This window comes from Acidimicrobiales bacterium (assembly GCA_036378675.1).
Lineage (GTDB): Bacteria > Actinomycetota > Acidimicrobiia > Acidimicrobiales > Palsa-688 > DASUWA01.
On the sequence record DASUWA010000027.1, the window covers coordinates 11,790 to 37,670 of the forward strand.

Consider the following 25,881-nt stretch of genomic DNA (forward strand, 5'->3'; position numbering starts at 1 on the left):
CTAGAACAGGAAGTATCTCTGGGCCATCGGCAGCACAGCCGCGGGTGCCGGTTCGACCATCTCGTCATCGATCGTCACGGCGAACGAGTCGGGTTCGATTTGGATCCGGGGGAGGTAGTCATTGTTCGGCATGTCCGCCTTGCCGAGCCCGCGGACATCGTCGACCGCCACGACCGCTTTTTTGAGCTCCACCCTTTCGTTGATCCCCTCTTCGAGGGCGACCGGCGCCACGAAGGCGATGCTGGACCCGGCCGCGGTGTTCGGCGACGCCCCGAACATGGGGCGTGGAAGGACTGGCTGGGGGGTGGGGATCGAAGCATTGGCATCGCCCATCGCGGCCCAGGCGATCATCCCTCCCTTCAGCACTAGGTGGGGCCGGACCCCGAAGAAGGCGGGTTCCCACAGGACCAGGTCGGCGAGCTTGCCCGGCTCCACCGAGCCGATCTGGGAACCCAGGCCGTGCGCGATGGCCGGGGCGATGGTGTACTTCGCAACGTAACGGCGCGCGCGGTGGTTGTCCGCGACGCTGTCGCCGGAGAGCGTTCCGCGGCGTCCTTTCATCACGTGCGCGGTCTGCCAGGTTCGCGTTATCACCTCGCCGACCCTTCCCATCGCCTGCGAATCGGAGCCGATCATCGAAATCGCGCCGAGATCGTGAAGGATGTCCTCGGCTGCCATCGTCGAGCCCCGGATGCGACTTTCGGCAAAGGCCAGGTCCTCGGGAAGCCTCGGGTTCAGGTGGTGGCACACCATGAGCATGTCCAGGTGCTCGTCGAGGGTGTTGACGGTGTATGGCATCGTCGGGTTGGTGGACGACGGAAGCACGTTGGGGTGCGACGCCACAACCATGATGTCGGGAGCGTGCCCTCCTCCCGCGCCCTCGGAGTGGTAGGTGTGAATCGAACGCCCAGCGATCGCAGCGAGCGTGTCCTCCACGAATCCGGCCTCGTTGAGTGTGTCGGTGTGGAGTGCCACCTGGACGCCGGCCTCGTCGGCGACGCCGAGGCAGCACTCGATTGCGGCGGGGCTAGATCCCCAGTCCTCGTGGAGCTTGAAGCCGGACACCCCCCCGCACAGCTGTTCCCACAAAGCGTCCGGCGAAACAGTGTTGCCCTTTCCCAGCAGAGCCACGTTGACCGGATACGGATCGAGGGCTTGCAGCATCCGGGCCGTGTACCACGATCCTGGCGTCACTGTGGTCGCCTTGGTCCCCTCGGCAGGGCCGCTGCCCCCGCCGATGAGCGTCGTGATCCCCGACCCGATTGCTTCGTCGATGATCTGGGGGCAGATGAAATGCACGTGGCAGTCGATGCCGCCGGCGGTGAGGATCAGTCCATTACCGCCGATGACCTCAGTGGACGGCCCGACGACCAAGGCGGGATGGACTCCGGACGTGATGTCAGGGTTGCCGGCCTTGCCGAGGGCGGTGATTCGCCCGTCTCGCACTCCGACATCAGCCTTGACGATCCCCCAGTGGTCGAGGACCACGGCTCCTGTGATCACCAGGTCGGGCGTGCCCGAGGCCCGCGTCGCTGCGGATTGTGCCATCGACTCGCGAATCGTCTTGCCGCCGCCGAAGATGGCCTCATCACCGGGTCCGCAGCGGTCCTCGGTCACCTCCACGAGAACGTCGGTGTCGGCGAGGCGAATCATGTCCCCGGTCGTGGGACCGTATAGGGCCGCGTAACGGTCGCGTCCAATCGAGGTCAACGGCTCGGGTCCTGCCTCGGTTCGAGGGGGCCGGCACTGAGGCCACGCAGTCCCAGGACGATCCGTTGCCCTTCAAGCGGGACGAGCCCAACCTGGCGGCTGATCCCCGGCTCGAAGCGGACGGAGGTCCCGGCAGGAATGGCCAGACGCATCCCCCACGCTGCATCGCGATCGAATGCAAGCGCCTTGTTGGCCTCGGCGAAGTGAAAGTGGGATCCGACCTGGATGGGACGGTCGCCGTGATTGGACACCGATATCGAGACGGCAGCGGGGGCTGTCACGACGATGTCCCCCGGGGCAACGATGATCTCGCCGGGCCTCACGGGATCGGGTCGTGGATGGTGACGAGTTTGGTGCCGTCCGGGAAGGTCGCCTCGCCCTGGACCTCCCGGAGCATCTCCGGTACGCCATCCATCACGTCGGCTCGGGAGAGGACATGCCTGCCTGAGCTGGCCAGCTCGGCGACCGTTCGGCCATCTCTCGCCCCCTCGATGATGTGGACGGTCAGCAGAGCGACCGCTTCTGGGTAGTTGAGTTTGACGCCTCTTTGCTGCCTGTCCCGGGCGACCATGGCAGCAACGTGAACTAACAGGCGATCCTGCTCGTGAGGCGACAGCTTCACATCTCAGCCCCTCGCCAGACGCCTTTGGACTGACGGAGCTCTTCGGTAAGCGCCGGCCACACCACAGGGTCGTGGCCCGGCACGAGCATCAGCCCCTCACGGCTCGACAACTCCTTCAACCGGCGGATGTTCGCAACTGTAGCTGCAGGTTCACAATCGATGACCCCGCCGATGGGCAGCTCGTGAGTGATGTTTTCGGTCAGGTCGGCCGCATCTGCCGCGAATACGAAGCCTCCCCCACCGACCGAGCCGTCGTAGCGAACCACGAAGCTCTGATGGCCCGGCGTGTGTCCGGGGGTGAGCACCGTCGACACCCCTGGCGCGACCTCGGCATCGCCGTCCGCGAGGTTCCAGATGACTTTTGGGTCGTCGTAGTCGACGCGGCAGTAGCCGTTGCGCTCAGCCTCGATCGAGCGCTCGAGCCCGAACTCGAGCTCCGCCCTCTGCAGGTGAACGGGGGTCCTCCCCGAGAAATGACGTATGCCGCCTGCGTGGTCGTTGTGCAGGTGGCTCACCGCCACTGCGTCGATCGCGTCGATCGGTACCCCCTCCCGCTCCAAGGCATCGAGGAGAGGGTCGCCGCCCGGCGGGAGGATCGGCTCGATCCCGAAGAACGAGTCGTGGTAGCGGCGTCTGAGAGGAACGTCGTTGATGAGCGCCGGGTTGAATCCCGTCTCGAGGAGAACCCACCCTCCGTCCACTTCGACCAACACCGCGGGTACGGGCTCTATGAGCCTCTCCTCGCGGGGAGTTCCGTGCACTGACCAGGCCTTGGGCAGATCCTCCCAGCCCATGGTCAGCAGCACGACCCGCTTGACCCCGGCGCCGGTGGAAGTCACGACGACACGACCTTTTTCGGCAGGTGACCGTGCAGTACGAGAGTCGCAAGAGTGTCGCAGACAATTCTCGTGGCGACCAAGGAGGTGATATCAGCCGAGTCGTACGGGGGTGCGCACTCCACCACCTCGATTCCCGCCAAGCCTCCTCTCGCCACCCCTTGAACCAGTTCCAGGGCCTCGCGCGGAAGGAATCCTCCCGGTTCCGGCCACCCGGTCCCGGGTACAAACGCGGCGTCGAGGCAGTCGACGTCGAACGACAGCCACACCGCGTCGGCGTCCTCCCAGGCCACCTCCAGAGCAACCTCCACCGCTGCCTGCATGCCCATCTCGACGCAGTCGTTGACGGTCAGCACCGTCGTTCCCCGCTCACGCCCGACCTTGACACCTGGTCGCGGCGCCTGCCAGCCGCCGATCCCAATCTGGACGAGATTCTTTGCCGGAACGTTCGGTATGTCCGTGGCGTGGAACCACGGTGTCGTGTGCATCCGCTCGTCGAGGTCGGTCTCTTGGGTGTCGACATGGCGGTCGAAGTGAATGATGCCGAGGTTGCCTTCAAGGTGCTCGGCAACTGCTCTCACAGTGGGGTAACCAATCGAATGGTCTCCGCCGAGCACCACCGGGAAAGCTCCCGACGCGTAGACGTGGGAGACCGCCTTGCTGATCTGGTCGAAGCTTTTCTCGAGGTTGCCCGGGATGGTGAAAACGTCGCCGACATCTCCGATGGTTATCGACTCCCGAAGATCGACGCCTAGCTCGAAGCTGTAGGTCCCGTACAAAGCGGAAATCCGTCGGATACCTTGCGGCCCGAACCGGGTCCCCGGACGGTAGGTCGTACCGGAGTCGAAAGGCGCGCCCAGCACGACCACGTCGTGCTCACCGCACCGGTGCACGTCTTCGACATAGGGCGCCTTCAAGAACGTGTTGATCCCGGCGAAATGAGGGAGCTCTCCTCTCGAGAACGTCGGGATAGTGCGATCGACGATCGAGTCGGCCCCGGGCAGCCCGAGAGCCAAACCCCTTTCTATCTCCCGCTCCCATGCGGTGATCGGAAGGATCGCTTCGTTTTCGACCGCCCGTTTGGCCTCTGGACCGTACATGGGCGTGTGCCTGTAGGGCTGTTCGATGTCGCTCATTGCGCGTGATGCTCCCTCTCTTGGTGAACAAGTACTTCACTGAGTCAGTCACGGCACAGGGCGACGAGGGCGCGATGGAATTCACGGATAGGTGCTTCGTGGGTTGCCGCCAGCGGGCCGGTGGTGAACCGCGATGAGCCCGCACCTTCCTGAAGGAGTTCACATACGTCTACGTCCTCTGCCATGAACGAACGGACCGACTGGAGAAGAGCCTCGGGATCGGAGTCGGCGCCTGACCAGATACGCAACGTGAGCAGCGTCTCATCGGGTGCAGTTGGAGTGGCGTCGTAAGACGCGAAGTAACTACCGGTCGTGACAAGCATCAGGTTCGGAAAAAAGAGATGGGCGCCGATTCCCTCGCGCTCGTATTCGGTGAGCCAGTTGAAAGGCTGGCTAGGGGCGTCTTCCGGATCCTTCAAGGGCTCATAGCTCCACCAGTTGTTCGACTTCATGTCCCACTCGAATGCCTGATGGTCGTACATGGACAGGGAATGGCGGTGCAAATGCCAAAGGTGGTAGACGTCGATGTGGTTCTCGACGATCAGCTTCCAGTTGCATTTGGCGGTGTACGTCACCCGTGCGATCTCGACGAGCGGACCGGAGAGGAATGGATCCAGCCGGTCTGCCAGCTCGCCGAGCGCCTCGCGCAGCGGGCTTGCCGTGGGATCAGGGTTGACGAAGACCATCCCGTGCCACGTATCCGCCGCCGCCTGCAGCAGGCCCCAATCGCTCAGGTCGATGCCCTCGAACTGGCGCTGCATCTGAGGAACCCGGCGCAGTCTTCCCTCGACGTCATAGGACCACTGGTGGTACGGGCAGGTTAGGAAGCCTCCGCAGTTGCCTTGCCCCTGTAGCACCGGCAGGCCTCGGTGCCGGCAGAGGTTGTGGAACGCACGTAGGTTTCCAGCGTTGTCGCGGACAACGAGGATCGGACCCGTGCCGACGGTCGCGGTCAGGTAGGCCCCTGGCTCACCCAGTTCGTCGAGCGTGCCGACCAGCGACCATGAGTGATCAAACACTCTCCGGCGTTCGAGCTCGAGGAGCTCTGGAGAGGTGTACCAGTCGCTCGGCGGGTAGGTGGGGTGCGGACCCGTGGTCCTCTCCGGTCCGACCTGTGTCACATAACTCACGCGAACGCTACTCGCGGGTCGGCGACCGCCTGAAGGATGTCGACAGCGGTGTTGATGACCACGTAACCGATCCCGAGGATGAGGGTCACCCCGCCTATCGCGGGAAAATCGGCCGCAGGAATGCTCTGGTCGGTGTACAGCCCGATACCCGGCCAGGCGAACACGGTCTCGATCACGACAACGCCGGCGAACATCAGTCCGGCCTGCAACCCGGTCATGCTGAGGGCCGCGCCGAGAGAGTTGCGCAAGGCGTGGCGAAACAGGACCGCCCTCTCTGTAAGACCCTTCGCTCGAGCGGTTCGGACGAAGTTGGAACGGAGATTGGTCACCAGTCCCGTTCGTAGGACACGCCCGATCGAGACCGCCGGTCCCAGCGCCACACAGACGCCGGGCAGTATCAGATGCCGGAAGGCGTCCCAGAACATGCCGACCTGGCCGTGCACCAAGGTGTCGACGAGCAGGATCCCGGTCGGAGAGGTCGGAGCGTCGTTGTAGCCGGTGTCACCGGTGGCAGGCAACCAATGCAGACGGTTGAAGAACAGAAGGATCCCGAGCAGCGCCAGGAGGAAGGACGGCGCCGACGCCCCCGAGACCAAAAGGAACCGTAACGCTCCCGAGCCGCGCCACCGCCCGGCCGACGCCAGCCCGAGCAAGCCACCGATAAGCACCGCCAGGGCAAGGGCGAACAGAGTCAACTCGATCGTCGCAGGCAGGTATGCACCGACGTCGGTGGCCACCGGACGGCGGGTGCGAAGCGATTCCCCGAGATTGCCGGTCAGGAGACCCTTGATGTAGTGGAAGTACTGGTCGACGAGCGGCCGGTCGTAGCCGAGAGCATGCCTCTCCAGGGAGATGGCTTGTTTGGAAGCGTTCGCACCCAGGTATGCGTGCACGGGGTCAGTACGGCTGAGCTTCTGCAGCACAAAGATCGAAGCAGATAGCACAAGGAGGATTGCCACCATGGCGCCGAGCCTTTTGGCGATGACCTTGATCATCGGTCTCCCAGCAGGTCTCTGATCCCGTCACCGGCAAGGTTGGCGAGCAGAGCAACCAGGAACACGCCCAGTGCCGGGATCACCGGAACCCACCATTCCTGGAGCAGGTATTGAAGACCTCGGGCCGCCATGGCTCCCAGTTCGGGTGCGGGAGCGGGGGCGCCCAGACCGAGAAACGACAACGACGCTAAGGTCACGATGAGGTTCCCGACGTCGAGGCTCGCGGTCACCAGAAGGGCTGGCACCGCGCCGGGAAGAAGATGCCGCCACGCTCGCCGGAACGACCCGACCCCAGAGAGCCGGGCGGCCTCGAGGTGGGGTCGGACAGCGAGCGACCGAACCTCAGCGCGCACAATACGGGCGTAGAAGGGCCACCACACGATTCCCACACCGATCAGCGTGTGGAGGAAGCTGGGCCCGAGAGAGGCGACCACTGCGATGGCAAGGACCGGGCCGGGGAGGGCAAGAAAGATGTCGGTGATCCTCATCAGGAGGTCGTCGATCAAACCTCCAGCGGCGCCCGCAACCAGACCGATCGTCCCGCCGATGATTACTCCGGACAGGATCACCCCGCCGGCGGCTTCGAGGCTCGATCGAAGTCCGAAAAGCACCCGGGAGAGGATGTCCTGTCCGACTTCGTCTGTTCCGAAGACGAAGCCACCGTGACCAGGCGAAAGAAACGGCGTCCCGGCCGGCTGGATGGGATTGTGAGGTGCCAGCAACGGAGCGGCGATCGCCACCAGGATCACCGCGAGGAAGGCCGAGATCGCAATCCGGTCCCCTACCGCCGCACGCCGACCGACCGCGCGGAAGTCGCGGACCCGCCCCAGTCTCCGGGTGACGGGCGGCCTGAGGTACGGTTCGCTTACCGCCATCAGGGCACCTGACCGATCGCCAGGCCGTCTGATGGAGCGACACGAGAGCAGGCGACACAGCGCTGGCTGGTTTGCCCTCGACCGACGGACACCAGGACCTGTTTGCGTGTCTCGCACTCGGCGACCCGGTCAGGGCACCGGCTGTGGAACGAGCATCCCTCCGGCGGGTCAAGCGGGTTCGCAGGCTCCCCGGATATCGGTGTGGCCGACTTGCCCAGGTCGGGCACGGCCGCCAGCAGTGCCTTCGTGTACGGGTGAGACGGATTGGCGCACACCTCGTCTGATTCGCCCGACTCGACGATCTGCCCGAGGTACATGACCGCTATGCGGTCCGCGACGATTCTCGCCGCGGCCAAGTCGTGAGTGACGAACAGTACGGCCATGCCGAGTTCGCGGCGGAGCCGACCGATCAGGTTGAGGACGGTTGCAGCCAAAGAGACGTCCAAGGCGCTCGTGGGCTCGTCGCACAGCAGGATGCCCGGCGGGACCACCGTGGCGCGGGCCAGAGCCGCACGCTGGCATTGGCCACCGGAGAGCTGGGCCGGTTTCGCGGACGCAACTTCTGCGGGAAGCCCCACCAGGGCAAGCGCCTGGCGGACCCGGTCTGACTTCTGGCCGCGGCTCAGGTCTTCGAGACGCAACCTCTCCCCGATCATTTCGCCGACCGTGAGCCACGGGGTGAGCGATGCACCGGCGTCCTGGAACACCATCTGCGCGGTCGTGCCGCGGGAGAACTCGACGTCTCCCCCATCCGGTTTGTAAAGCCCCGCGACGGTTCGCAAGAGCGTCGACTTGCCGCACCCGCTCTCGCCGACCAGAGCGACGGCTTCCCCGCGGTCTATCTCAAGGGATACGCCGCGAAGGGCGTGCAAGCGCAGTTTGGACCAGCCCGAACGTATTCCGAAATGCTTGTGAACACCGTGGATGAGGACCGCAGGATCTCGTCCCCCTTCGCGCCGTGGGGGGCTCTCCCATGGAGCCGCCTGTGCGAACGCCTCGACCGCGGTGTTGTGCTGGACGGGGTTGAAGCAGGCGACGAGGTCGTTTCCTTGAGAGGCCGGGTCCGGGAGCCGCAACTGCGGGAGATCCGACGCGCACTGCTCCGTCCGTAGTTCGCAGCGCGGCTCGAACGGGCAGCCGGTCGGGTGGGCGCGGGGATCGGGGGGTTCACCGGGAAGGGTCCTGACCGGCCGGTCTCTGTCGGAGTCGAGAACGAGCCGGGACTTCAACAGGCCACGCGTGTAGGGATGGCGGCTGGACGAGAACATCGACGTCGCAGCACCGACTTCGGCTAGGCGGCCGCCGTAGAGCACGGCGATTCGGTCGCTGATCTGCGCTGCGACCCCCAGATCATGGGTGATCAGGATGAAGCTGGTTCCATAGCGATCGCGAAGGTCGCGCAGCAGCTCGAGGATTTGCGCCTGTACGGTCACATCGAGGGCGGTGGTGGGCTCGTCCGCGATAACTAGCGACGGCGACCCGGCGATCGCCATGGCGATCATCACCCTCTGTCTCAGACCCCCGGAAAGCTCGTGGGGGTACGCCTGCATCCGCCGCTTGGCGTTTGGAATCCCCACCGATTCAAGTAGCTCGAGTACCGAGCCCTGGTCGTTGGCTGCTTCGGCGACCTGCCTACCGACGCGCATGGTTGGGTTGAGGGAGGTCATCGGATCCTGGAACACCGCACCCAGGTATCGGCGCCGGACCCCCCGTCGATCCTCGGCGGTTGCGCTTCCCATGTCTGTCCCGCGCACCACTACCGACCCCTTGACAGCAGGTGCGGGGCTGGTCGGGAGCAGGCCGAGCAGTGTGAGTCCGAGCACCGACTTGCCGGACCCGGACTCACCCACGAGCCCGAGAATCTCGCCGGGTTCCACCTGGAGGCTCACACCTCGCAGCGCATGTACGACGGCGTCGCCTCGGGTGAACGAAACGTGGAGGTCCTCGACGCTGACCAACGGGGCGCCATATGGCGCCGCGTCCGGATTGCCCATCGGTAGGTCCCCTGCGAGGACCGGCGGGCGCGATCGCGGCCGGCGGAGGACCGTCGTCATCCCTTACCTGTGTAGGTAAGGTCACCGAGAACGACCGTGTCGGCCGTCGGGAGCTGGAAGTACCAGCCGCCGACACCGGCGTGCGACACGACGACGTCACGTACATCGGCGATGCTGATCCATTCACCCGACTCGGCCACGAGGGCGCCGGCTTGGGCGTAATCGGATTGGATCGTGGTCGGGTCGGTGGAGTGGAGTCCCGCGTCCATCAGAGCGTCGGCTTGAGGAACCGACCCGTGGAGCTCGTTCAGCGAACCGTTGGTGTTCGAGAAGATGCGTATCCAGCTGTCTGGGTGCGAGTCGTCCGGGTTGACCGTCCACACGAGGAGGTTGGGGAGTTGATCAGGCGGGGTGCTGGCGTAGTTGAAGACCTGGCTGATCGGTACGCCATGCACCTGCACGCTGAGGCCGTCCGCGTCGAGTTCGGTCTGGATGAACTCGGCCACCCGCTGATTGGTCGGATCGTCCGTGGAGTAAGACAGGTTGATGCTCGTGGGCCCGTTAGCTCCCTTCAGCGCGTTCTTCAACGCGGTCGGGTCGTAGGTCGGATTGTCCCGAGCCGTGCCTGGGGGGAACTCGTCGACGGGGTACGCCTGGGTGGACACGGTAGCCAGGGTGTTTCCGTACACGCTCGCAACGATGGCCGCCTTGTCGATGGCTTGACGCAGCGCCGATCGGACCGTTTGGCTCTTGAAGATCCCGAGAGTGGGGTTCACGTAGAGCATTGCCTTCAACTGGGCCGGGAACTCGTGAACCTGGAAGTCGGCACCGGACTTGAAGCTCTGCACCGCGTTGACCGGGAGTCCGTGCAGGATCATGGATAGCTTGCCGTTCTGGAGCTCCGCCTGCTGGACACTGATATCAGGAACGATGTCGATGTTGACAGTCGTGTAGTACGGCTTGGTGCCCCAGTAGTTGTTGTAGGCGGAAAGCACGTAGTGGCTACCGGGAACGAATTGAGTGATCGAGTAAGGGCCGGTCCCGGCGTCATGGGTCTTCAGGTACTCCTGGGCCCAGTCGCCATTGGGGTTGCTGCTCGTGACGCCGACCTCGTGGGCCTTAACCGTGGTCGGGCTCGCCATCTTCGGTCCGTACGGCGAGGCCAGGTAATCCATGAACGCGGAGACCGGCTGGTTCAGGTGAACGATGAACGTCTGGGGATCAGGTGTCTCGGTTGATACGACATTGGCAAGCATGTAGGCCGGCGCAGAGTTGACTCCGGTCCGGCGCGCGAAGCTGAACGCTGCCGCTTGTGAGTTGACCGATGTCCCGTCGTGGAAGGTGACCCCGGGTACGAGATGGAAGGTGTACGTCTTGCCATCCGGAGCCACTTCCCAGCTTTGGGCGAGTGCCGGAATGATCTTGGTTGACCCGTCGGCGTATTTCACCAATCCTTCGTAGACCGACGTGACCACGGCATTGCCCTCGATCTCGTAGAAGATGTCCGGATCGGGGACTTGCATGTCGGCTCCGAAGGCCAGGTCGAGAGTGTGGGAGGACGAAACTCCAAGCGACCCCGACGAGGGCGCCGATCCGCTTGGTGAGCTGTTGCCGCAAGCGGCAGCGACAAGGCCGAGGACCAGTCCCCCGGTGATCAGTGCTCGCCAATGGATTGAGGTGACGGCGTGATTCACTTATGCACTCCTCATACGGTGGTTCGGGCTGTGGTCAATGGAGGATCGATCCGCCGTTGGTGCAGATGGCCTGGCCGGTCACGAAGCCGGCTGACGGACCGGCTAGCCACACGACCAGCGCCGCCACGTCTTCTGGGGTGCAGAGTCGGCCGGCTGGTACTGCCTCTGTGAGCCTTTGTCGCACGGCTTCTTGCGACCTGCCGCTCAGCGCAGCCTCCGCCAGCTCCTCTGCGATAACCATGTCGGTCTCGACGGTGCCGGGACACACCGCGTTGACCGATATGCCACAAGGCGCAAGTTCGACGGCGGCGGCCTGGGTCAGGCCCACCACGGCAAACTTGCTAGCGCTGTACCCGGCGAGCATCGGCGCCGCCAACAAACCGAGGTCGGATGCGACGTTGATGATTCGCCCTCCTCTGCCGGCCTCCTTCATGGCCGCGCCGGCTGCCACCAGTCCGTGGAAGGTCCCGAAGAAGTTGACTTCCATCATGGCCGTCACGTCGGCGACGGTCGTCTCGAGTAGAGGGGCCAGCCGAGATACGCCAGCGTTGTTGACCCAGACATCGAGCCCTCCGAGCTCGGACACCGCGACCTTGGCCATCTGGGCCGCGGTGGTCGGGTCGCTCACGTCGCCGTGGACGCCGATCGCGTGGCCACCCACGGAGCCGACGCGTTCGATCGTCTCTTCGACGGCAGGCTCGTTGGACCGCCACCCGAGGACCAGGTCACAGCCCGACCTCGCCAGCTCGAGCGCGATTCCTCTGCCGAGTCCTCGGCCCCCACCGGTGATGACAGCGGTCCGCCGGCTCATCGGCTGACCAGCCATCGGAACGGCGCGAGGTGTCGGCTGTCGGACTCGATGAGCCTCTCCGGGTGCCATTGAATGCCCAGTGCCCCAGGGGCTTCTACGGCTTCAATCAGCCCGTCGGGGCTCCACGCGACCGCTTTGAGAACCGGCCCGGGGTCGGAGACCGCCTGGTGGTGAATGGAATTGACTCGGTTTGCGCCGGCGACCGCGAGACCGGCAACCGATCCGGCTTCGGCGACGATGCCGTGGACTGGTTCGCCCTCTCGTTCCTCCTCGTCGTGATCCACAAATCCCGCCGATGGGAGGTCCGGAATCAGAGTGCCTCCGAGCGCCGCTGCAAGCAGCTGGATACCCCTGCAGATTCCCAGGACTGGTCTTCCTGCATCCATGGCCGTAGCCACGGCGGCCACTTCGAGGGCGTCTCGGTCCGGATCGGTGTCTTTCTCTCCCCCGCCTCGCTGCGCCCCATAGACAGCGGGATCGACGTCGTTCCCTCCGCTCAGCAGCAGGGCGTCACACGTCAACACCAGCCCGAGCGTGCGGTCCGTGTCGATGCCGGGACCCACCGGGACGATCACCGGCTGGGCGCCAACGGCCGTTATGGCGTCGACGTAACCCCGGTGCACGGAGTACCTCCGCTCCGGGCTCCTCCCGATCATAAGCGCAACGAGCCTGCTTCTCATCGCTTGCTGATCACCGATCGAGGTGTGAGATTGTCGTGCGATCCGGGCGGCGATGTAGGAAGGACGTCGGGGGTGTGGTCGATGAGGGGCGGCTCCTCGATACGCCCCCGTTCCACCAATGAGGAGATCGCGGCGACAGTCCTCGCAAAGAGGCGTTCTCCGAGTTCGGTTGACGCTTCCGACGGGCGCCCGGTCACTCCGTTGGTCGACAAGGAGGTGGCTGTGTAGCGGAACACGAGGTCGCCCGTTCTGTCCGGGTCGTCGCTCGCAACGAGGCGGTCGGTGTTGACCAGGTTCGGCGCGACAGCGAGCATGAGTGATGTCTCGGTACGGTTGGCGTGGATGTCCTCGCCGTCGATCGCGGTCTCCGCAGCAACTTCCGGGTCGGCGGACCACCAACCGATGACTCCGACCCGCAGGTCCGGCCGTTCGAGCCGCAAGTGGTCACTCGCAACCATGAGGGACGCCTGGTTGCCGAAGTGCGCGTTCACGAGGAGGAAGCGGCGCAGGCCCGAGAAGCTCGCCCACTCAAGGGTCTGGCGGACGACGGAGGCGAGGCCCTCGGGAGTCAGCGAGATGGTGCTCGGCAACTGCTTCCCGTGACCGTAGCTGCATCCGAGCGAAATCGCAGGCAACACCATCGCCTTGGTTTCGGCCGAGACGGCTTCACAGATCGCGGTGGCCAGGATGGTGTCGGTTCCTGAAGGGAGATGAGGGCCGTGCTGCTCGGTTGCGCCTACGGGCAGCAGGCCGACGTCGTGAGGTCTGGCTTCGAACACGGCGCCGATCTCCGGCCATGCCAGGTCCGTCCAGCGAAGCGGTCCGGTGCGTTGCTCGCTCGTCATCGACTCAGAACATGGTGAGATAGGTCGTCCGCTCCCAATCCGTCACCTGAGAGTGGTAGAGGGTCCATTCGTCGACCTTCATCTCGACGTAGGCCGACACGAACTGAGGCGGGAAGACGGTTCGGGTGAGGGGGTCCGCGTCGAAGGCTTCGATGGCCTCGAGGAGGTTCCTCGGGAGGCGCACCGCCTTTAGGTCGGAGGAGCTCGGGCCGGCCTTGGTCCAGTCGTAGGTCAGGTCCTCCACCGGGTCACCGGGGTCGAGGTTCTCGGCCACCCCTTCGAGGCCGGCCGCGAGCAGGAAGGCCGCGGCGAGATAGGCGTTCGCAGCGGAGTCCACGCCACGGTTCTCGACGCATGGCCGATTGCGAGGGAGGCGCATCATGCAGGAGCGGTTGTTGTCCCCGTACGCAGCCCACACCGGAGCCCACGACACGGTCCCGTCGGACAGCCTCGGTTGCAGCCTCTTGTAAGAATTGACGGTGGGAGTGCAGATGGCCGCGAGCGCGGGGGCGTGGCGAAGTATCCCCGCCACGAACCCGTAAGCGGTCTTACTCCATCCCCGACCTTTTGCATCATCTGCGTCTCGGAACAGGTTCTCGCCGGTCTCGACGTCCGCGAGACTCATGTTGAAATGGGCCCCGGAACCCCAGGCCTCGGTGTAGGGCTTCGGCATGAACGTCGCCGTCAGACCTGCGCTCTTGGCGATCTGTTTCGCCATCAGACGGAACAGAGTCAGTCGGTCGGCCATTTGAAGGGCAGGGGCGTAGTCGAAGTCGAACTCGTACTGGCCGTCCCCTCCCTCGTGGTCGAAGCTGAACACCCCGAACCCGGTCTCGTCCATGGCTTTGACCATGGGGTCGAGGAAGCTCATCGCATCGAGGGTGCTCTCGACGTCGTAGGCCGGCGTGGGACGGAGCATCCCGGTTGGTGCGGTTGGTTCGAGGTAGGTCCACCCTGACCGGGCAGGTTCCTTGACCACGTAAAGCTCGGTTTCGACCCCGAGGTTCAAGGTGTAGCCCGCGGCAGCGGCCGCTTCGACCTGACGTTTGAGAATGGACCGGGTGCAGTGAGCGAACCGTTCCGAGCCACCGTAGTAAAGGTCTGCCGCCATGAACGCGAACCGTTTGTCCCACGGGAGGATCTGGAGGGTGCTGGGGTCGGGAACCGCCACGCACTCGTCCTCGTCAGGTGTCATCTGGCCGAGGTTGCCCATGCCCCTCGGGGTGTACCTCTCGTGCCCAGCGATCAGCTGCGGCAAGTGAGCAACCGGTACGCATTTGGACTTGGCTCGTCCGGTGACGTCGATGAAGGAAGCGAACACATACTCGACTCCACTTTGCGCTAACGACACGGCGAGGTCCTCGTGCTCCTGTGTCGTCGCTTTGATCGTGTCCATCCGAAACCTCCCTGAAGCTCTTCGTCCTGATCGGTCGGGACGACATCAAAGGCTTCCGGAAAGGCAAAGCCCGGGAAGCGAATGGCCTCCCGGGCTTTTCTCCCTCCGTGTCACACCACTGCTTCCGCTCCGGTGTGTGCCCCTCTCGGACCAGACCTTCCGATTGGCCTGTGAGCCGGATCGGAACTGCGGAACCCTAGGCGCAGCTGAACTTTGTTGACTGTGGCGTACTGTAGAAGTCGGTCGTTTCGCACTTGTGACGCAAGAATGAACGCTGAGTTTCAGGCTCTTCGTTGGTTGCTGCGTATTGGTTTCTCATCCCGGGTACAGGTCGGCGAGCGTGAGGCTGTACGGGTAAGCGGCTACGTGGGCGGCCACGATCCCCTTGAGCCACGGTTGAGCGACGAATACGTCGTTGCGGTTAGCGATGTTCATGTAGCAGCCCGTCTTGACCGCCTCGTCGCCGACCTGACCGAAGAGAGTGGTGTTGCCCGCGGCGACGGCTTGGCTGAGCTGGTCGCTCGAGTTGGGGACGGTGCAGTGGAGGAAGTTGATTCCTCCGTTTGGATCGAAGTCGATGTGTGCCCACTGGTATGGGTCGTAAGCGTCGGGCCAGCCGTACTCGACGAGGAGGTCCGGAGCGCCGGAGGGGTTTCCGGGCGGCGCCCAGCCGTAGATGGTGGAAGTCTGATATCCGACGGATTTAACCGACAGTCCCGCCGCGTCGAGCTGATCGGTCATCAGCGATGCGATCAGTTGATCGTCGGGGGATCCGGTGTCGTAGCCGATAGTGAAGCTGCGTTGCGAAGACGGCAGGCCCGCGACCAGTCTTCTAAGGGCGCTCGGGTCGTAGGGGTAGTTCTGAATTCCCATCCCCGGCGGGAGGAGGTCCGCGGGGTAGGCGGTCGAGCCGAGAGTCCCGTGACCGCTGTACACGTCGGCGACGATTTGCTTCTGGTTGATCGCCTCCAGAAGGGCGACACGGTTGGCCGGCGTGGTGAGAAAGCTCGATGTGGGGTTCAGATAACCGAGCTCGACGGTCAGGGTTGGGAGGCGGTACTCAACGACCGCTTTGTCATGCGCGTAAGAGCTGATCGCCTGGCTGGTCAGGTCGTGGAGGATGGCAGCGATCTGCCCGTGCTGGAACTCGAGTTCCTCTGTGTTGATGTTGTCGATGACCGGAAGGTCGACCGTCGTGTAGTAGGGCTTACTCCCCCAGTAGCCGGGGTAAGCGCTCAGTTGATAGTCGACTCCGACCTGTGCCTTGGTCAGGGTGTACGGCCCGGTCCCCAGGTCGTGGGTTGTGAGGTACGCCTGGTCGTGGTCGCTCCCGGCGTGGGCGGCGAGCCCGGTCGGGCTGTAGATGCGCGGCCCGTAAGCGGAGGCCAGGTAATCGAGGAACGACGTGTTGGGAGCGTTGAGCTTGATCACGACCACGGAAGGGCCTTCAGGAGTGATCGACGCCTGGGCCTGGGCCATGTAAGCCGGCCCACCGTTGACCGCTGAGTCCCTGGCGAAGGACGGGGCGACCGCCGACGAGTCGAACGCGGTTCCGTCATGGAAGGTGACGCCTGGTCGGAGCTGGAACGTGTAGGTCGTCGAGTCGCTAGATACCGTCCAGCTCGTGGCAAGGTCCGGGATGATCCGGCGGGCCGCTGTTCCGCCGGCGTACTGAACGAGGCCGTCGTACATGTTGTCCTGGAGGATGATCCCCTCGCCGGCGTAGTAGACGGCGGGGTCTGGAGGCTGGCCGGGGTCCTGCAGGAAAGACAGGGTGAGGGTGTGGCTCGTCGGGAAGCTCCCGCCACCTCCTCCGGGCGCGGCACTCCCTTTTCCTGCGCTGCCACACCCCGCCAGGCAGAGGGCGGTCGCGACGAGCACGGTCGAGATCGCCGTGGGCGTGATGAACGGACTAGGTCGGTGTTTTGTCGTCACTAGGGAACTTGCCTCGTTTGGGGGTTTGTAGAGAGGTCCGCCCTTTCCAGTCGCAGGATCTCCACGGCTGACCCGCCGAGCAATGCGGCTTTCTCCGCGTTGCTCAGCCCTGGCAACGCGGACACTTTGTCCGCCGTGGCAGAGGGGTCGTACCAGGGAAAGTCAGAGCCGAGCATCACCCGCCCGACGCCGATGCTCTGAATTGTCTCGACCAGGCACTCGAGGGACGGGGCCCTAGGCGCACCCACCCACTCGATGATCTCGGACAGGTCGAAGCTGACCTGAGGGAAATCAGCGGCGAGGGACGCAGCCTCGACGAACGCCGCACCTCCTAAATGCGCGAGCACGAGACGCAGGTTCGGCCACCGCTCGAGGACGAGTGCGAACTCGCGCGGCCGGGCTGACGCGCCATATCGGTGACCTGGGCCCGAGTGCGCCAGCACGACCAAGTCGAGCTCGCAGCAAGTGTCGTACAACGCCGTGAGTCGCGGATCGGCTGGTCGGAACCCCTGCGACACCGGATGCAGTTTCACTCCTCGGGCACCGAGGCTGGCCATGGCGGCGAGGTGTGGGGCGATCACGTGCTGCGACAGGATGCACGGATCGATGCAAACGTAAGCGCTGAGCAACGGTTCCCCCGAAGTGGCGGCAACCGCCCATCGGTTCCCGGCAAGGAGCGCTTCCCTGAGCCGTGAGTCGACTTCCGCCGCCTCTACTGGCGATCCTTTCGTTCTCCCTTCTGCTGCGAGATCCTCGAGTATGCGAGAGCGCTCGCTGATCGCGTCGAAGAGCTGGAGGACTACGACACGGTCAAAACCGTGGTCGGCGAAGCGGTCACCGACCTCCTCGAGCACGCCAAACCCGGCGTCGAACCTCACGCCGGGATCGTCGCCGTACTCCCAGATCTGATAGCCATCTTTTGCCTGTGCTCCGGTTCGGGAGTCCGGATACAGGTGCACGTGCGCGTCGATCAGCGGCTCGGATCTCATCGGCGATGGGGGATCCCGTCACCCACGAACAGCCCTACCCTCCATTTGAGTAGCCCAGCGAATGGCGATGCACCGTACGCCGCTCCATTTTTCGGCTAGGTCTCGTGTTCATGACGATCGCGTAAACGAGAGGGAGGGGATGGCGAGCCGGTATAGCGTTAGTCGTGCGCTCCGGAATCGACTTCGAAGGCGCGATCCGATTCGCCAAAGAACTCGCGTCTACCCCGAGCATCTCGGGAACCGAGCAAGCCGCAGTCGAACTTACGGCGCGCGAGCTGGAGAAGCTTGGGTTCGACCACGTCTGCATCGATCGGATCGGCAACTGCGTCGGATACCTGGGATCCGAGACTGGACCCAAGCTGCTGATCGACGGGCACATAGACTCGATCCCCCTTCATTCAGAGGAGAAATGGACCGTCGACCCCTTCGGTGGCGAGATCCGCCGCGGCCGCCTCTACGGTCTCGGCATTTGCGACCAGAAGGCTTCGATCGCCTCAGCTGCATATGGGCTCGCAGCCGCCCGCGATGCTGGAACCCTGTCCGGGCAGGTGGCCCTTGTCGCCAGCATCAACGAGGAGGACATCGAAGGCGCGGCCCTTGCGGAGGTTGTCGAGCAATTCCAACCGACCTGGGCGATCACCACGGAGCCGAGCGACACGCATCTCTGCATAGGCCAACGCGGCCGGGCGAAGCTATCGGCATCCGTGACTGGTCGGGCATGTCACGCAGGTCACGCCGGCCAAGGGGTCAACGCGGCGGAAGCGCTCGCCGAGCTGATCACTGCAGTCCGACACATTGACCATCCGCACCATCCTCTCCTCGGCCGTCGCGACATCACGTGCATCGATGTCGCCTCAACGCCCTACCCGTCGGTGTCGACGATCCCAGGACGCGCGCTTGCCCGCTTCGATTGCCGATTCCTCCCCGGCGAGACCGCCGCTTCCCTGATCGAGACCATCAGCCAGGCGGCGACAGAGGCTTGGAGCTCATGGTCTGAGCATCCGGTGTTGGACCTCTTGATCGTCAACGCCGAGTTCCGAACCTGGAGGGGTGAGAAATTCACCCTCCCCGAATTCGAGCACGCCTGGTGGACCCCGGAGGACTCACTCCTGGTTGAAAGAGCACGGGCGGCACTCCGTACGGTGGGCCTCGACGACACTCCGCGGCACTACTCGTTCTGCACGAACGGATCACACCTTTCCGGCCAGTGTTCGATTCCGACAGTCGGGTTCGGCGTTGGCGAAGAGCATGTCGCCCACCAGGTGGACGAGTACGTGACTCTGGACTCGCTGCGATCCGGAGCGATGGGTTTTGCGGCCATAGCTTCACAACTTTCGGGCAGCTGCTAATGTTGACTATATCTATCTATTTAGTGTGGTTAGGTACTCCTAGTGATGCGGGTCGGAGTGAAGACCGACTACGGGGTTCGCGCTCTAACCGAGCTAGCCGCGCGGCCAGCGGGAGAGGTCGTCACCCTCGACACCCTCGCTCTTGCCCTAGGCCTGTCGCCATCTGCTTTGCCCCATGTGATGCGCGCCCTTCGACTTGCGGGGCTGATAACGGGCCGCAGGGGAACCGGTGGGGGGTTTCGGTTCAAGCGACCACCTGAAGACATCACAGTGGCGGATGTGATCCAGGCTGTCGAAGGACAGCTGGTGACCGTCGGCGACAACCCTCCCATGCCGGTCGATTACTCGGGCACGTCGAAGGTGCTTCGCGAGGTGTGGCTCGCTGCCACCGCCAGTGTCCAGGTGGTCCTGGAATCGGTGACGGTGGCAGACCTGGCTGCCGGGCGGCTGCCGCCCCACCTGGGCGAACTGCCTCGTCCGGCCGAGGTGTAGACGGCGGGTGGACAGGAAAACCTGACTAATCCTATTCTATTAAGCGGGTAGGTAGTTTTGAGTCCCAATTGGTCGCTGCGACAGGGCTGCTGTCGCGTTAGAGAGGAGTCGCGTGGCACGGGACACGAGGAAAGTGAAGGGGCAACCGGAACCAGTCGCTATAGGCCGACGCCGCGGGGCTTCAACAGGCCTGAGGCTTGTTATCGTCGCCGGCACGGCTATCGCGTTCACCGCCGCTTGCAGCAGTTCCGTATCGGTCAAGGCGTCGGGCAAGAAGGCTAACGGGTCCGCTTCTTCAACCGTCCCGGGGGAGACCACGACCACCGCCGCAGGATCCAACGACGCGGCCACTACCACTACCGCGGCCGGATCGGGCGCTCCCGCGAAGACCGCGACGGGTGCGGGCGGTGCGGGGTCCGGGTCGCCCGCGCCCAAGGTCGCCAGCCCGGCCGGGCCGTGCTCGTCGTCGGCACCCGGTGGCGTCCTGAGCAGCTCTTGCGACACGTCTACGCCTTCGGAACAGTTGACGGGAGCAGGCGCCAACTCGGCCCAGCCGTTCTTCGCCCGGGTCTTCTACTACTTCAACCAGGCGGACCACGCGGTTACCGTGAACTACTCGCCCGTGGGGAGCAGCGTCGGGGTTTCCGATATCCAGCAAGGCACCGTCCAGTTCGGTCAATCCGAGATCCCAATTCCGACGCCCGCGAGCGGATCGGGGGGCGCCATCCTCCAGGTTCCTGTCGACCTCGGCGGGGTGGCGCTCAGCTATAACGTGCCCGGAATCAACGGTGGCCTCCATCTCGACGGCCCCACCCTCGCCAACATCTACCTCGGGAACATCACTCACTGGAACGATCCCGCGATCGCCAATCTCAACCCTGGGATCACCCTGCCGAGCACCACCATCATCGCGGTGCACCGGGCTGACTCATCCGGCCCGGGTTACGACCTCGACCAGTACCTGATCGACACCGGTGGTCCGGCATGGACCGCGAAGGCGGGGAACAGCTCCTCCACCCACTGGCCAGTGTCCAACGTCGGTGTGGGTCAACAACTGAACACCGGAGTCGCCAGCTACATCCAGCAGAACCCTGGAGCGATCGGCTACGTCGAATACGCATACGCCCTCCAGGCCAACTTCAACAACATCGCGTTGAGGAACCAGACCGGAAGCTTCGTCACGCCATCGCGCACGAGCATCGCCGCCGCCGGAGCCAACGCGGCGAGCCTCAGCGCATCCAACTTCAACATCATCAACGGGCCAGGCGCCGGCACCTACCCGTTGGCCAACTTCAGCTGGACGTTGCTGTACCAGAAGCAGTCCAACGCCAACGTCGGTATCGCCCTCGGCAAGCTGTTCGACTGGGTCTCCACCACGGGACAGCAACAAGCATCCACGCTCGGCTACGCGCCGCTTCCTGCCAACGTTGTGACTCTCGCCCACCAGACCCTTCTCCAGCTTGACGGCCCGAATGGCCAGCCGCTCTTCACCGGATAGGCCCACCGCGAAAGCCATCCCGAAATGACCTTTACCTCCGCGCTCGAGGAGGTTCCGCCTCGCCTCGGCCCGGTACGAGGGGTGCGGGAAGCTCTTGAACGGCGGCGCGCAAAGCCACGCGGCCGCGCTTATCCCGCCATTCGATGGTCCGGCGCTGTGTTCTTCTTGGTGGTGATCGTCTCCCTGGTCGTCTCGCTGCTGATGTCATCGAGCCAAGCCTTCGCCCACTCGGGCATCAGTTTCTTCTGGTCCGGAACGTGGGACCCGTCGCGCGGTACATACGGCGCCGGGGTCTTCATCGTCGGCACCCTTGTCACCACCGCCGTTGCGACCATCCTGGCGGTACCGATCGGAGTGGCCACCGCGGCTTATCTCTCGGAACTGTCCCCGCGATGGATAGCGAGTCCGCTGTCCGTCGCGGTGGATCTGATCGCCGCGGTGCCGAGCATCGTGGTCGGGCTGTGGGGCCTCCTCGTTCTGAGCCCGGCATTCGGCCATCACGTGGAGCCGTTCCTGAAGTCCCTTCCCGGGGGCGGATGGCTCTTCCACGGTCCCGCGCTCGGGGCCGATGTGCTGCTGGCGGGCGTGGTCCTGTCGGTGATGATCCTGCCCACAGTCGTCGCGCTGTCACGAACTGCTATGGCATCGGTCGCCAGGGAGGACAGGGAAGCGGGTCGTGCTCTCGGGGGTACCCGCTGGCAGGTCGTACGAAAGGTCGTCCTGCCCGGCGCAAGAACCGGCATAGAGGCCGCCGTAACTCTGGCGATCGGGCGGGCTCTCGGCGAGACGATCGCCGTCGCGATGGTCATCGGCAACCGGCCGGCGATACCCCACTCGCTCCTGGCGCCGGGGTCGACTCTCGGGTCGGCGATCATCAACTTCTTCGCCGAGGCAAACCCCGGACTCAACCGCAGCTCGGTCGTCGCGCTGGTGGTGGTTCTCCTCGGAATCACGGCTCTGGTCAACGCCGGCGGCCAGATCCTGCTTCGGTCCCGCCGGCGGTTCGCGGCCTCATGAAAGCCGCGCGGTAGATGGCGGTCGCGAGCCCAACCGTCGGGACCGAGGCGGCTGCTGTCCGCCGTGAAGAGATCAGGGCAATCGCCCGTAGGTCGCTCTCTTCGCGTCGAATTCGGAGTCGCCTAGCGGTCCCTCTTTGTCTTGTCGCTGTATGCATATCTCTGACCCCACTGGCTGCGTTGGTCGGGTACACGGTCGCACGGGGGTTTCGCGCGATCTCGCTGGACTTTTTCACCCACACCCCGACTCCTCCGGGCATTCCCGGTGGTGGGGTGGAGAACTACATCGTCGGCACGGTGGTGATCGTCGGCATAGCCACGCTGATAGCAGTGCCCCTCGGTCTCGCGACGGCTCTGTTCCTTCTCGAGCGTCGAGGCCGGATCGCTGACATGGTGCGGTTCTGCGCGGACGTCCTGACGGGGGTGCCGTCGATCGCTATCGGAATCTTCGCCTACTCGGTACTGGTCGAGCCGTGGCACTTCTCCGGTTTGGCAGGCAGCCTCGCGCTGGCAGTGCTCATGCTTCCTATCATGATCCGGGCGAGCGAGGCGGCGATGCGATCGGTGCCGTCCGATCTCCGCGACGCCGGCCTGGCGCTCGGCAGCCGGCGGGGACGGGTCATGCGGTCGGTCGTGCTACGCGGAGCAGTACCCGGACTAGTGACAGGGAACCTCCTCGCTGTCGCGCGGGCCGTTGGCGAGACGGCGCCCCTCCTATTTACCGCTGCCGGGAACACCTTCTTCACGCTGTCTCCGCTCAACGCGATGGGGGCGCTGCCGCCCTTCATCTACTCACAAGGCACTCAACCGTACCCGGACGCCCAGCGCCAAGCCTGGGGAGCCGCCCTTGTACTGCTCAGTCTGGTGCTGCTGCTCAGCATCTCCGCTCGCGCTGTCGCCGCCAGACTCAACAGGCGGGCACGATGACGACAACCCCCTCGGTCGGAAGTGAAGGATCCTTCGGTCACGAGGCCACGTCCCTCGACGGGAGCTCGGGCGTGAACGAAGGGGGGGCCGCGGATTCTTCGATGTCAGATCCTGTTGCGGTCGACCTCCGGAATGTAAGCGTGTCCTTCGGCAAGCATCAAGTGTTGCGGGACGTCACCGTCCCCTTCGCAGCCAACAAGGTCACGGCACTTGTCGGTCCCTCGGGCTGCGGGAAGACGACGCTACTGCGGGCGATCAACCGACTCCACGATGACGACGGCGGCGTGGTGTCGGGCACCATCCGCGTCGGCGATCTCGACGCATACGCGCCGGGAACACCGCCCGAACTGGTCCGAACCAGGGTCGGCATGGTCTTCCAGCGTCCCAACCCGTTCCCGACGATGAGCATCTTCGAGAACGTGATCGCCGGCCTGCGATTCAACGGTGTCCGTTCGAAGAAGCTCCTGCGCGAGGCGGGGGAAGCCGCCCTGCACCACGCGGCCCTGTGGGACATCGTCAAAGAACGATTGAATTCGCCTGCCGTCCGCCTGTCCGGCGGACAGCAACAGCGGCTTTGCATCGCGCGCGCCCTGGCGGTGGAGCCGGACGTCCTTCTCATGGACGAGCCGTGCTCGTCACTTGACCCGATCGCGACGGGCAAGGTGGAGGAGCTCATCCGCCGGCTCTCGGCCGACGTAACGGTCATCCTGGTCACCCACAACATGTTCCAGGCGACCCGGGTGTCCGACCACACGGCCGTGTTCATGCTCGGCGAGGACCGCTCCACCGGTGAACTGGTGGAGCACGGCCCGACCGACCTCATCTTCAACTCCCCGAAAGATCCGCGCACGCTCTCCTACGTAAAAGGCGAGGTTGGTTAGGGCCCCTAGGGGATGACAGCGATCCCGACGACCGAAACGGGCGACGACAAGACGAGCCCACCAGAGGCCAGTTCTCCGGGCAGAGACCCGAAGTAAGGAATCTTGCCGAAGCCGAAGATCCCTCCGTCACCCCCGACCAACCAGTAGCCCTTGCCGTCGGGACTGGCGGCGATTGCGACTATCGGCGAGTTAGGGATGAGGCCACTGGTGACAGCCGAACCGTAGAAGATCGCATCGCCGAAACGGGAGACCGAACCATCGCTTCCGGCCAGCCAGTAGCCGCCACCATCGGCGGAGGGGGCAATGCCGACCACGGGCGCACTCGGTGGGTTCCCCGTCCCGGGGATCGAACCGAAGTATCCCGCGTCCCCGAAGGTGAAGACCCCGCCGTCCGCAGCGACCAGCCAGTAACCGTGGCCGGACGGCGTCGATGCGATCCCGACGACGGGAGCGTTGATCCGACTTGCACCCAACGAGCCGTAGAACGCCGCGTCTCCGAAGGTGAAGACCCCACCATCGGCGGCGGCCTCCCAGTAACCGTGGCCGGACGGCGTCGATGCGATCCCGACGACGGGAGCGTTTATGCGTGTTGCACCCAACGAGCCGTAGAACGCCGCGTCTCCGAAGGTGAAGACCCCTCCGTCGCCCCCGGCCAGCCAGTAGCCCTTTCCGTCATTGGTGCCCGCGATTCCGACGAGCGGGGAGTTCAGCTTCACCGCGCCGAGCTTCGGCGACCCGAGCTCGGAACTTCCTGGTCCATATCCGAGGACGCCGCCCGACGACGTCACCAGCCAGTATCCGAGCGGTACCGTGGCAGCCGACGCCGGCGCTGCGGCAAGGCCCACCCCGAGAGCAGGTACGGCGGAGGCAAGAACGGCGACACAGAGACGGGTCCGCCGGGCCAAAGATCTCCGGCCGTTCGTGGATCGCCATCGTCCTGTCGCTCGTTGTCGCTTGGTCGCGCCTGACCTTGCGGACGCTCGCCTTCCATCGGTCCCTTCGTGCTTGGTCACACCCACTCCCGATACTCGACTAATTAGGTTCTATTTATAGATGTACTAGGAAATACCGGTCAACTCGAGGATGTGGGCTTCCTGGAATCCCTTTTGCTGGTAAATCCGATTGAATTACTCGGGTATAGCCTCTAGCATGTGTCGCCATGCCAGCCTCGGCCTCTATCTCCGAAGACAAGGCCCTAGATCTCGAAGCACTCCGGCAGATCGCGTCGGGCCTGGCACTGACAGCCGACAGATGGCGAAGCTGGTTGGTCGCCGACATGGCCGCCCGGTCGGGGATACGCGTCGTTGCCGTCGACACCTACGACGTGTGGATCCTCCGATGGGCTCCGGGCGCGGCAGTCACGCCGCATCATCATGGTTCCTCTAACGCCGGGTTCGCCGTAGCCCTTGGCACACTCAAAGAGGTCCGCTGGTCCGATGGCGCCTGCACTGAGCAGGTGCTCAGACGGGGTGAGGGGACGACTATCGGCGCCGGCGTGGTCCACGACGTCGTCGCCCTCGAAGAAGAAGCACTCAGCGTGCACGTGTACTCGCCGCCGCTGTCACGTATGGCTTTCTTCGACGACCAGGCGCGTGTCGTCGTCTTCGAAGAAGAGCTCGATCCGGACCTCGCCCATTTCGTGGCTAAGTCATAAGTGGCTACGTCATAATTCGGTATGGCCGGTCAGGAGGCAGCACTCGAGCGCCTGCTCGAGAGAGTCCGCGACCGCATCGCCCCCCGGATCATGCCCGAACAGCTCGAGGCAGCTATCGAGCAGGGCGCGCTGGTTATCGACACCCGGACTAGCGAACAACGACGCCTCGATGGTGACATCGAAGGAGCTGTCGTCATCGAACGCAATGTCCTCGAGTGGCGACTCGATCCTCACGGCGAGCATCGCATCGAGGCTGCGAAAGATCCGGACCGTACGGTGATCGTCGTGTGCGACGAGGGCTACGCCTCGAGCCTGGCGGCGGCGAGCCTCCTGGACATAGGAAGGCGAAACGTCACCGATCTCGAAGGCGGCTTCCAAGCTCTCCGTCGGCACAAGACCGCTGGCGCCTGAGCAAC

Annotated in this window: 25 protein-coding genes; 8 read left to right on the forward strand and 17 right to left on the reverse strand. The window is 64.5% G+C overall.

Translation table 11 applies throughout. The features are described from left to right. The 16 genes from VFZ97_09915 to VFZ97_09990 all read right to left on the reverse strand — a co-directional run bounded on the left by VFZ97_09915 (position 1) and on the right by VFZ97_09990 (position 17,648). On the reverse strand, positions 1–1,710 hold the full coding sequence (locus VFZ97_09915) for an urease subunit alpha (GenBank protein HEX6393748.1): 1,710 nt from the start codon (positions 1,708–1,710) through the stop codon (positions 1–3). Further along, positions 1,707–2,033 carry an urease subunit beta gene (locus VFZ97_09920; GenBank protein ID HEX6393749.1) on the reverse strand — a complete coding sequence of 109 codons (327 nt, stop codon included), beginning with the start codon at positions 2,031–2,033 and terminating at the stop codon, positions 1,707–1,709. Before VFZ97_09920 ends, VFZ97_09915 begins: the two co-directional genes overlap by 4 nt. Then, complete coding sequence (locus VFZ97_09925) at positions 2,030–2,332, reverse strand: urease subunit gamma (protein ID HEX6393750.1); 303 nt, start codon at positions 2,330–2,332, stop codon at positions 2,030–2,032. Before VFZ97_09925 ends, VFZ97_09920 begins: the two co-directional genes overlap by 4 nt. Beyond that, on the reverse strand, positions 2,329–3,171 hold the full coding sequence (locus tag VFZ97_09930; GenBank protein ID HEX6393751.1) for an N-acyl homoserine lactonase family protein: 843 nt from the start codon (positions 3,169–3,171) through the stop codon (positions 2,329–2,331). The genes VFZ97_09925 and VFZ97_09930 overlap by 4 nt, the downstream gene beginning before the upstream one ends. Then, positions 3,168–4,304 carry an agmatinase family protein gene (locus VFZ97_09935; GenBank protein HEX6393752.1) on the reverse strand — a complete coding sequence of 379 codons (1,137 nt, stop codon included), beginning with the start codon at positions 4,302–4,304 and terminating at the stop codon, positions 3,168–3,170. The genes VFZ97_09930 and VFZ97_09935 overlap by 4 nt, the downstream gene beginning before the upstream one ends. 44 nt (positions 4,305–4,348) lie before the next feature. After that, positions 4,349–5,434 (reverse strand): aromatic ring-hydroxylating dioxygenase subunit alpha, encoded by a 1,086-nt coding sequence (locus VFZ97_09940; protein ID HEX6393753.1) that lies wholly within the window; start codon positions 5,432–5,434, stop codon positions 4,349–4,351. Next, a complete protein-coding gene (locus tag VFZ97_09945) occupies positions 5,431–6,429 on the reverse strand; it encodes an ABC transporter permease (protein ID HEX6393754.1) in 999 nt (332 codons plus the stop codon). The genes VFZ97_09940 and VFZ97_09945 overlap by 4 nt, the downstream gene beginning before the upstream one ends. Continuing rightward, the gene (locus tag VFZ97_09950; protein HEX6393755.1) at positions 6,426–7,304 is read right to left on the reverse strand and encodes an ABC transporter permease; all 879 of its coding nucleotides are present in this window, start codon (positions 7,302–7,304) and stop codon (positions 6,426–6,428) included. Before VFZ97_09950 ends, VFZ97_09945 begins: the two co-directional genes overlap by 4 nt. Then, positions 7,304–9,358, reverse strand: coding sequence for an ABC transporter ATP-binding protein (locus VFZ97_09955; GenBank protein HEX6393756.1), 2,055 nt, complete (start codon positions 9,356–9,358; stop codon positions 7,304–7,306). The genes VFZ97_09950 and VFZ97_09955 overlap by 1 nt, the downstream gene beginning before the upstream one ends. Next, complete coding sequence (locus tag VFZ97_09960; GenBank protein HEX6393757.1) at positions 9,355–10,992, reverse strand: ABC transporter substrate-binding protein; 1,638 nt, start codon at positions 10,990–10,992, stop codon at positions 9,355–9,357. Before VFZ97_09960 ends, VFZ97_09955 begins: the two co-directional genes overlap by 4 nt. 34 nt (positions 10,993–11,026) lie before the next feature. Further along, the gene (locus VFZ97_09965) at positions 11,027–11,803 is read right to left on the reverse strand and encodes an SDR family NAD(P)-dependent oxidoreductase (GenBank protein HEX6393758.1); all 777 of its coding nucleotides are present in this window, start codon (positions 11,801–11,803) and stop codon (positions 11,027–11,029) included. Continuing rightward, on the reverse strand, positions 11,800–12,483 hold the full coding sequence (locus tag VFZ97_09970; GenBank protein HEX6393759.1) for a type 1 glutamine amidotransferase: 684 nt from the start codon (positions 12,481–12,483) through the stop codon (positions 11,800–11,802). The genes VFZ97_09965 and VFZ97_09970 overlap by 4 nt, the downstream gene beginning before the upstream one ends. Continuing rightward, positions 12,480–13,328, reverse strand: a complete 849-nt coding sequence (locus tag VFZ97_09975; GenBank protein HEX6393760.1) for a creatininase family protein — start codon at positions 13,326–13,328, stop codon at positions 12,480–12,482. The genes VFZ97_09970 and VFZ97_09975 overlap by 4 nt, the downstream gene beginning before the upstream one ends. A gap of 4 nt (positions 13,329–13,332) precedes the next feature. Next, entirely contained in the window at positions 13,333–14,724 is a 1,392-nt protein-coding gene (locus VFZ97_09980) for a hypothetical protein (GenBank protein ID HEX6393761.1), read from the reverse strand. A 315-nt stretch (positions 14,725–15,039) separates the two neighbouring features. Further along, positions 15,040–16,659: an ABC transporter substrate-binding protein gene (locus VFZ97_09985; GenBank protein HEX6393762.1), complete on the reverse strand. Its 1,620-nt coding sequence runs from the start codon at positions 16,657–16,659 to the stop codon at positions 15,040–15,042. Then, on the reverse strand, positions 16,659–17,648 hold the full coding sequence (locus VFZ97_09990) for an amidohydrolase family protein (GenBank protein HEX6393763.1): 990 nt from the start codon (positions 17,646–17,648) through the stop codon (positions 16,659–16,661). The genes VFZ97_09985 and VFZ97_09990 overlap by 1 nt, the downstream gene beginning before the upstream one ends. A gap of 164 nt (positions 17,649–17,812) precedes the next feature. Here VFZ97_09990 and VFZ97_09995 point away from each other — a divergent pair, with 164 nt between their 5' ends. The 6 genes from VFZ97_09995 (at position 17,813) to VFZ97_10020 (ending at position 23,811) form a co-directional block, all read left to right on the forward strand. Beyond that, positions 17,813–18,997 carry a M20/M25/M40 family metallo-hydrolase gene (locus VFZ97_09995; protein HEX6393764.1) on the forward strand — a complete coding sequence of 395 codons (1,185 nt, stop codon included), beginning with the start codon at positions 17,813–17,815 and terminating at the stop codon, positions 18,995–18,997. A gap of 45 nt (positions 18,998–19,042) precedes the next feature. Beyond that, positions 19,043–19,489, forward strand: a complete 447-nt coding sequence (locus VFZ97_10000; protein HEX6393765.1) for an Rrf2 family transcriptional regulator — start codon at positions 19,043–19,045, stop codon at positions 19,487–19,489. Positions 19,490–19,601: 112 nt separating this feature from the next. Next, entirely contained in the window at positions 19,602–20,987 is a 1,386-nt protein-coding gene (gene pstS, locus VFZ97_10005) for a phosphate ABC transporter substrate-binding protein PstS (protein ID HEX6393766.1), read from the forward strand. Between the two features lie 24 nt (positions 20,988–21,011). After that, positions 21,012–22,004: a phosphate ABC transporter permease subunit PstC gene (gene pstC, locus VFZ97_10010; protein HEX6393767.1), complete on the forward strand. Its 993-nt coding sequence runs from the start codon at positions 21,012–21,014 to the stop codon at positions 22,002–22,004. Between the two features lie 14 nt (positions 22,005–22,018). Further along, complete coding sequence (pstA, locus tag VFZ97_10015; protein ID HEX6393768.1) at positions 22,019–22,930, forward strand: phosphate ABC transporter permease PstA; 912 nt, start codon at positions 22,019–22,021, stop codon at positions 22,928–22,930. Then, a complete protein-coding gene (locus tag VFZ97_10020; protein HEX6393769.1) occupies positions 22,927–23,811 on the forward strand; it encodes a phosphate ABC transporter ATP-binding protein in 885 nt (294 codons plus the stop codon). Before pstA ends, VFZ97_10020 begins: the two co-directional genes overlap by 4 nt. Positions 23,812–23,816: 5 nt before the next feature. On the opposite strand, the gene VFZ97_10025 is transcribed toward VFZ97_10020, so the two are convergent. After that, positions 23,817–24,656, reverse strand: coding sequence for a hypothetical protein (locus tag VFZ97_10025; protein HEX6393770.1), 840 nt, complete (start codon positions 24,654–24,656; stop codon positions 23,817–23,819). Between the two features lie 314 nt (positions 24,657–24,970). On the opposite strand from VFZ97_10025, the gene VFZ97_10030 reads away from it, so the two are divergent. Further along, positions 24,971–25,465, forward strand: coding sequence for a hypothetical protein (locus VFZ97_10030; protein ID HEX6393771.1), 495 nt, complete (start codon positions 24,971–24,973; stop codon positions 25,463–25,465). Between the two features lie 21 nt (positions 25,466–25,486). Continuing rightward, positions 25,487–25,876, forward strand: a complete 390-nt coding sequence (locus VFZ97_10035) for a rhodanese-like domain-containing protein (protein HEX6393772.1) — start codon at positions 25,487–25,489, stop codon at positions 25,874–25,876. Positions 25,877–25,881: the final 5 nt, after the last annotated feature.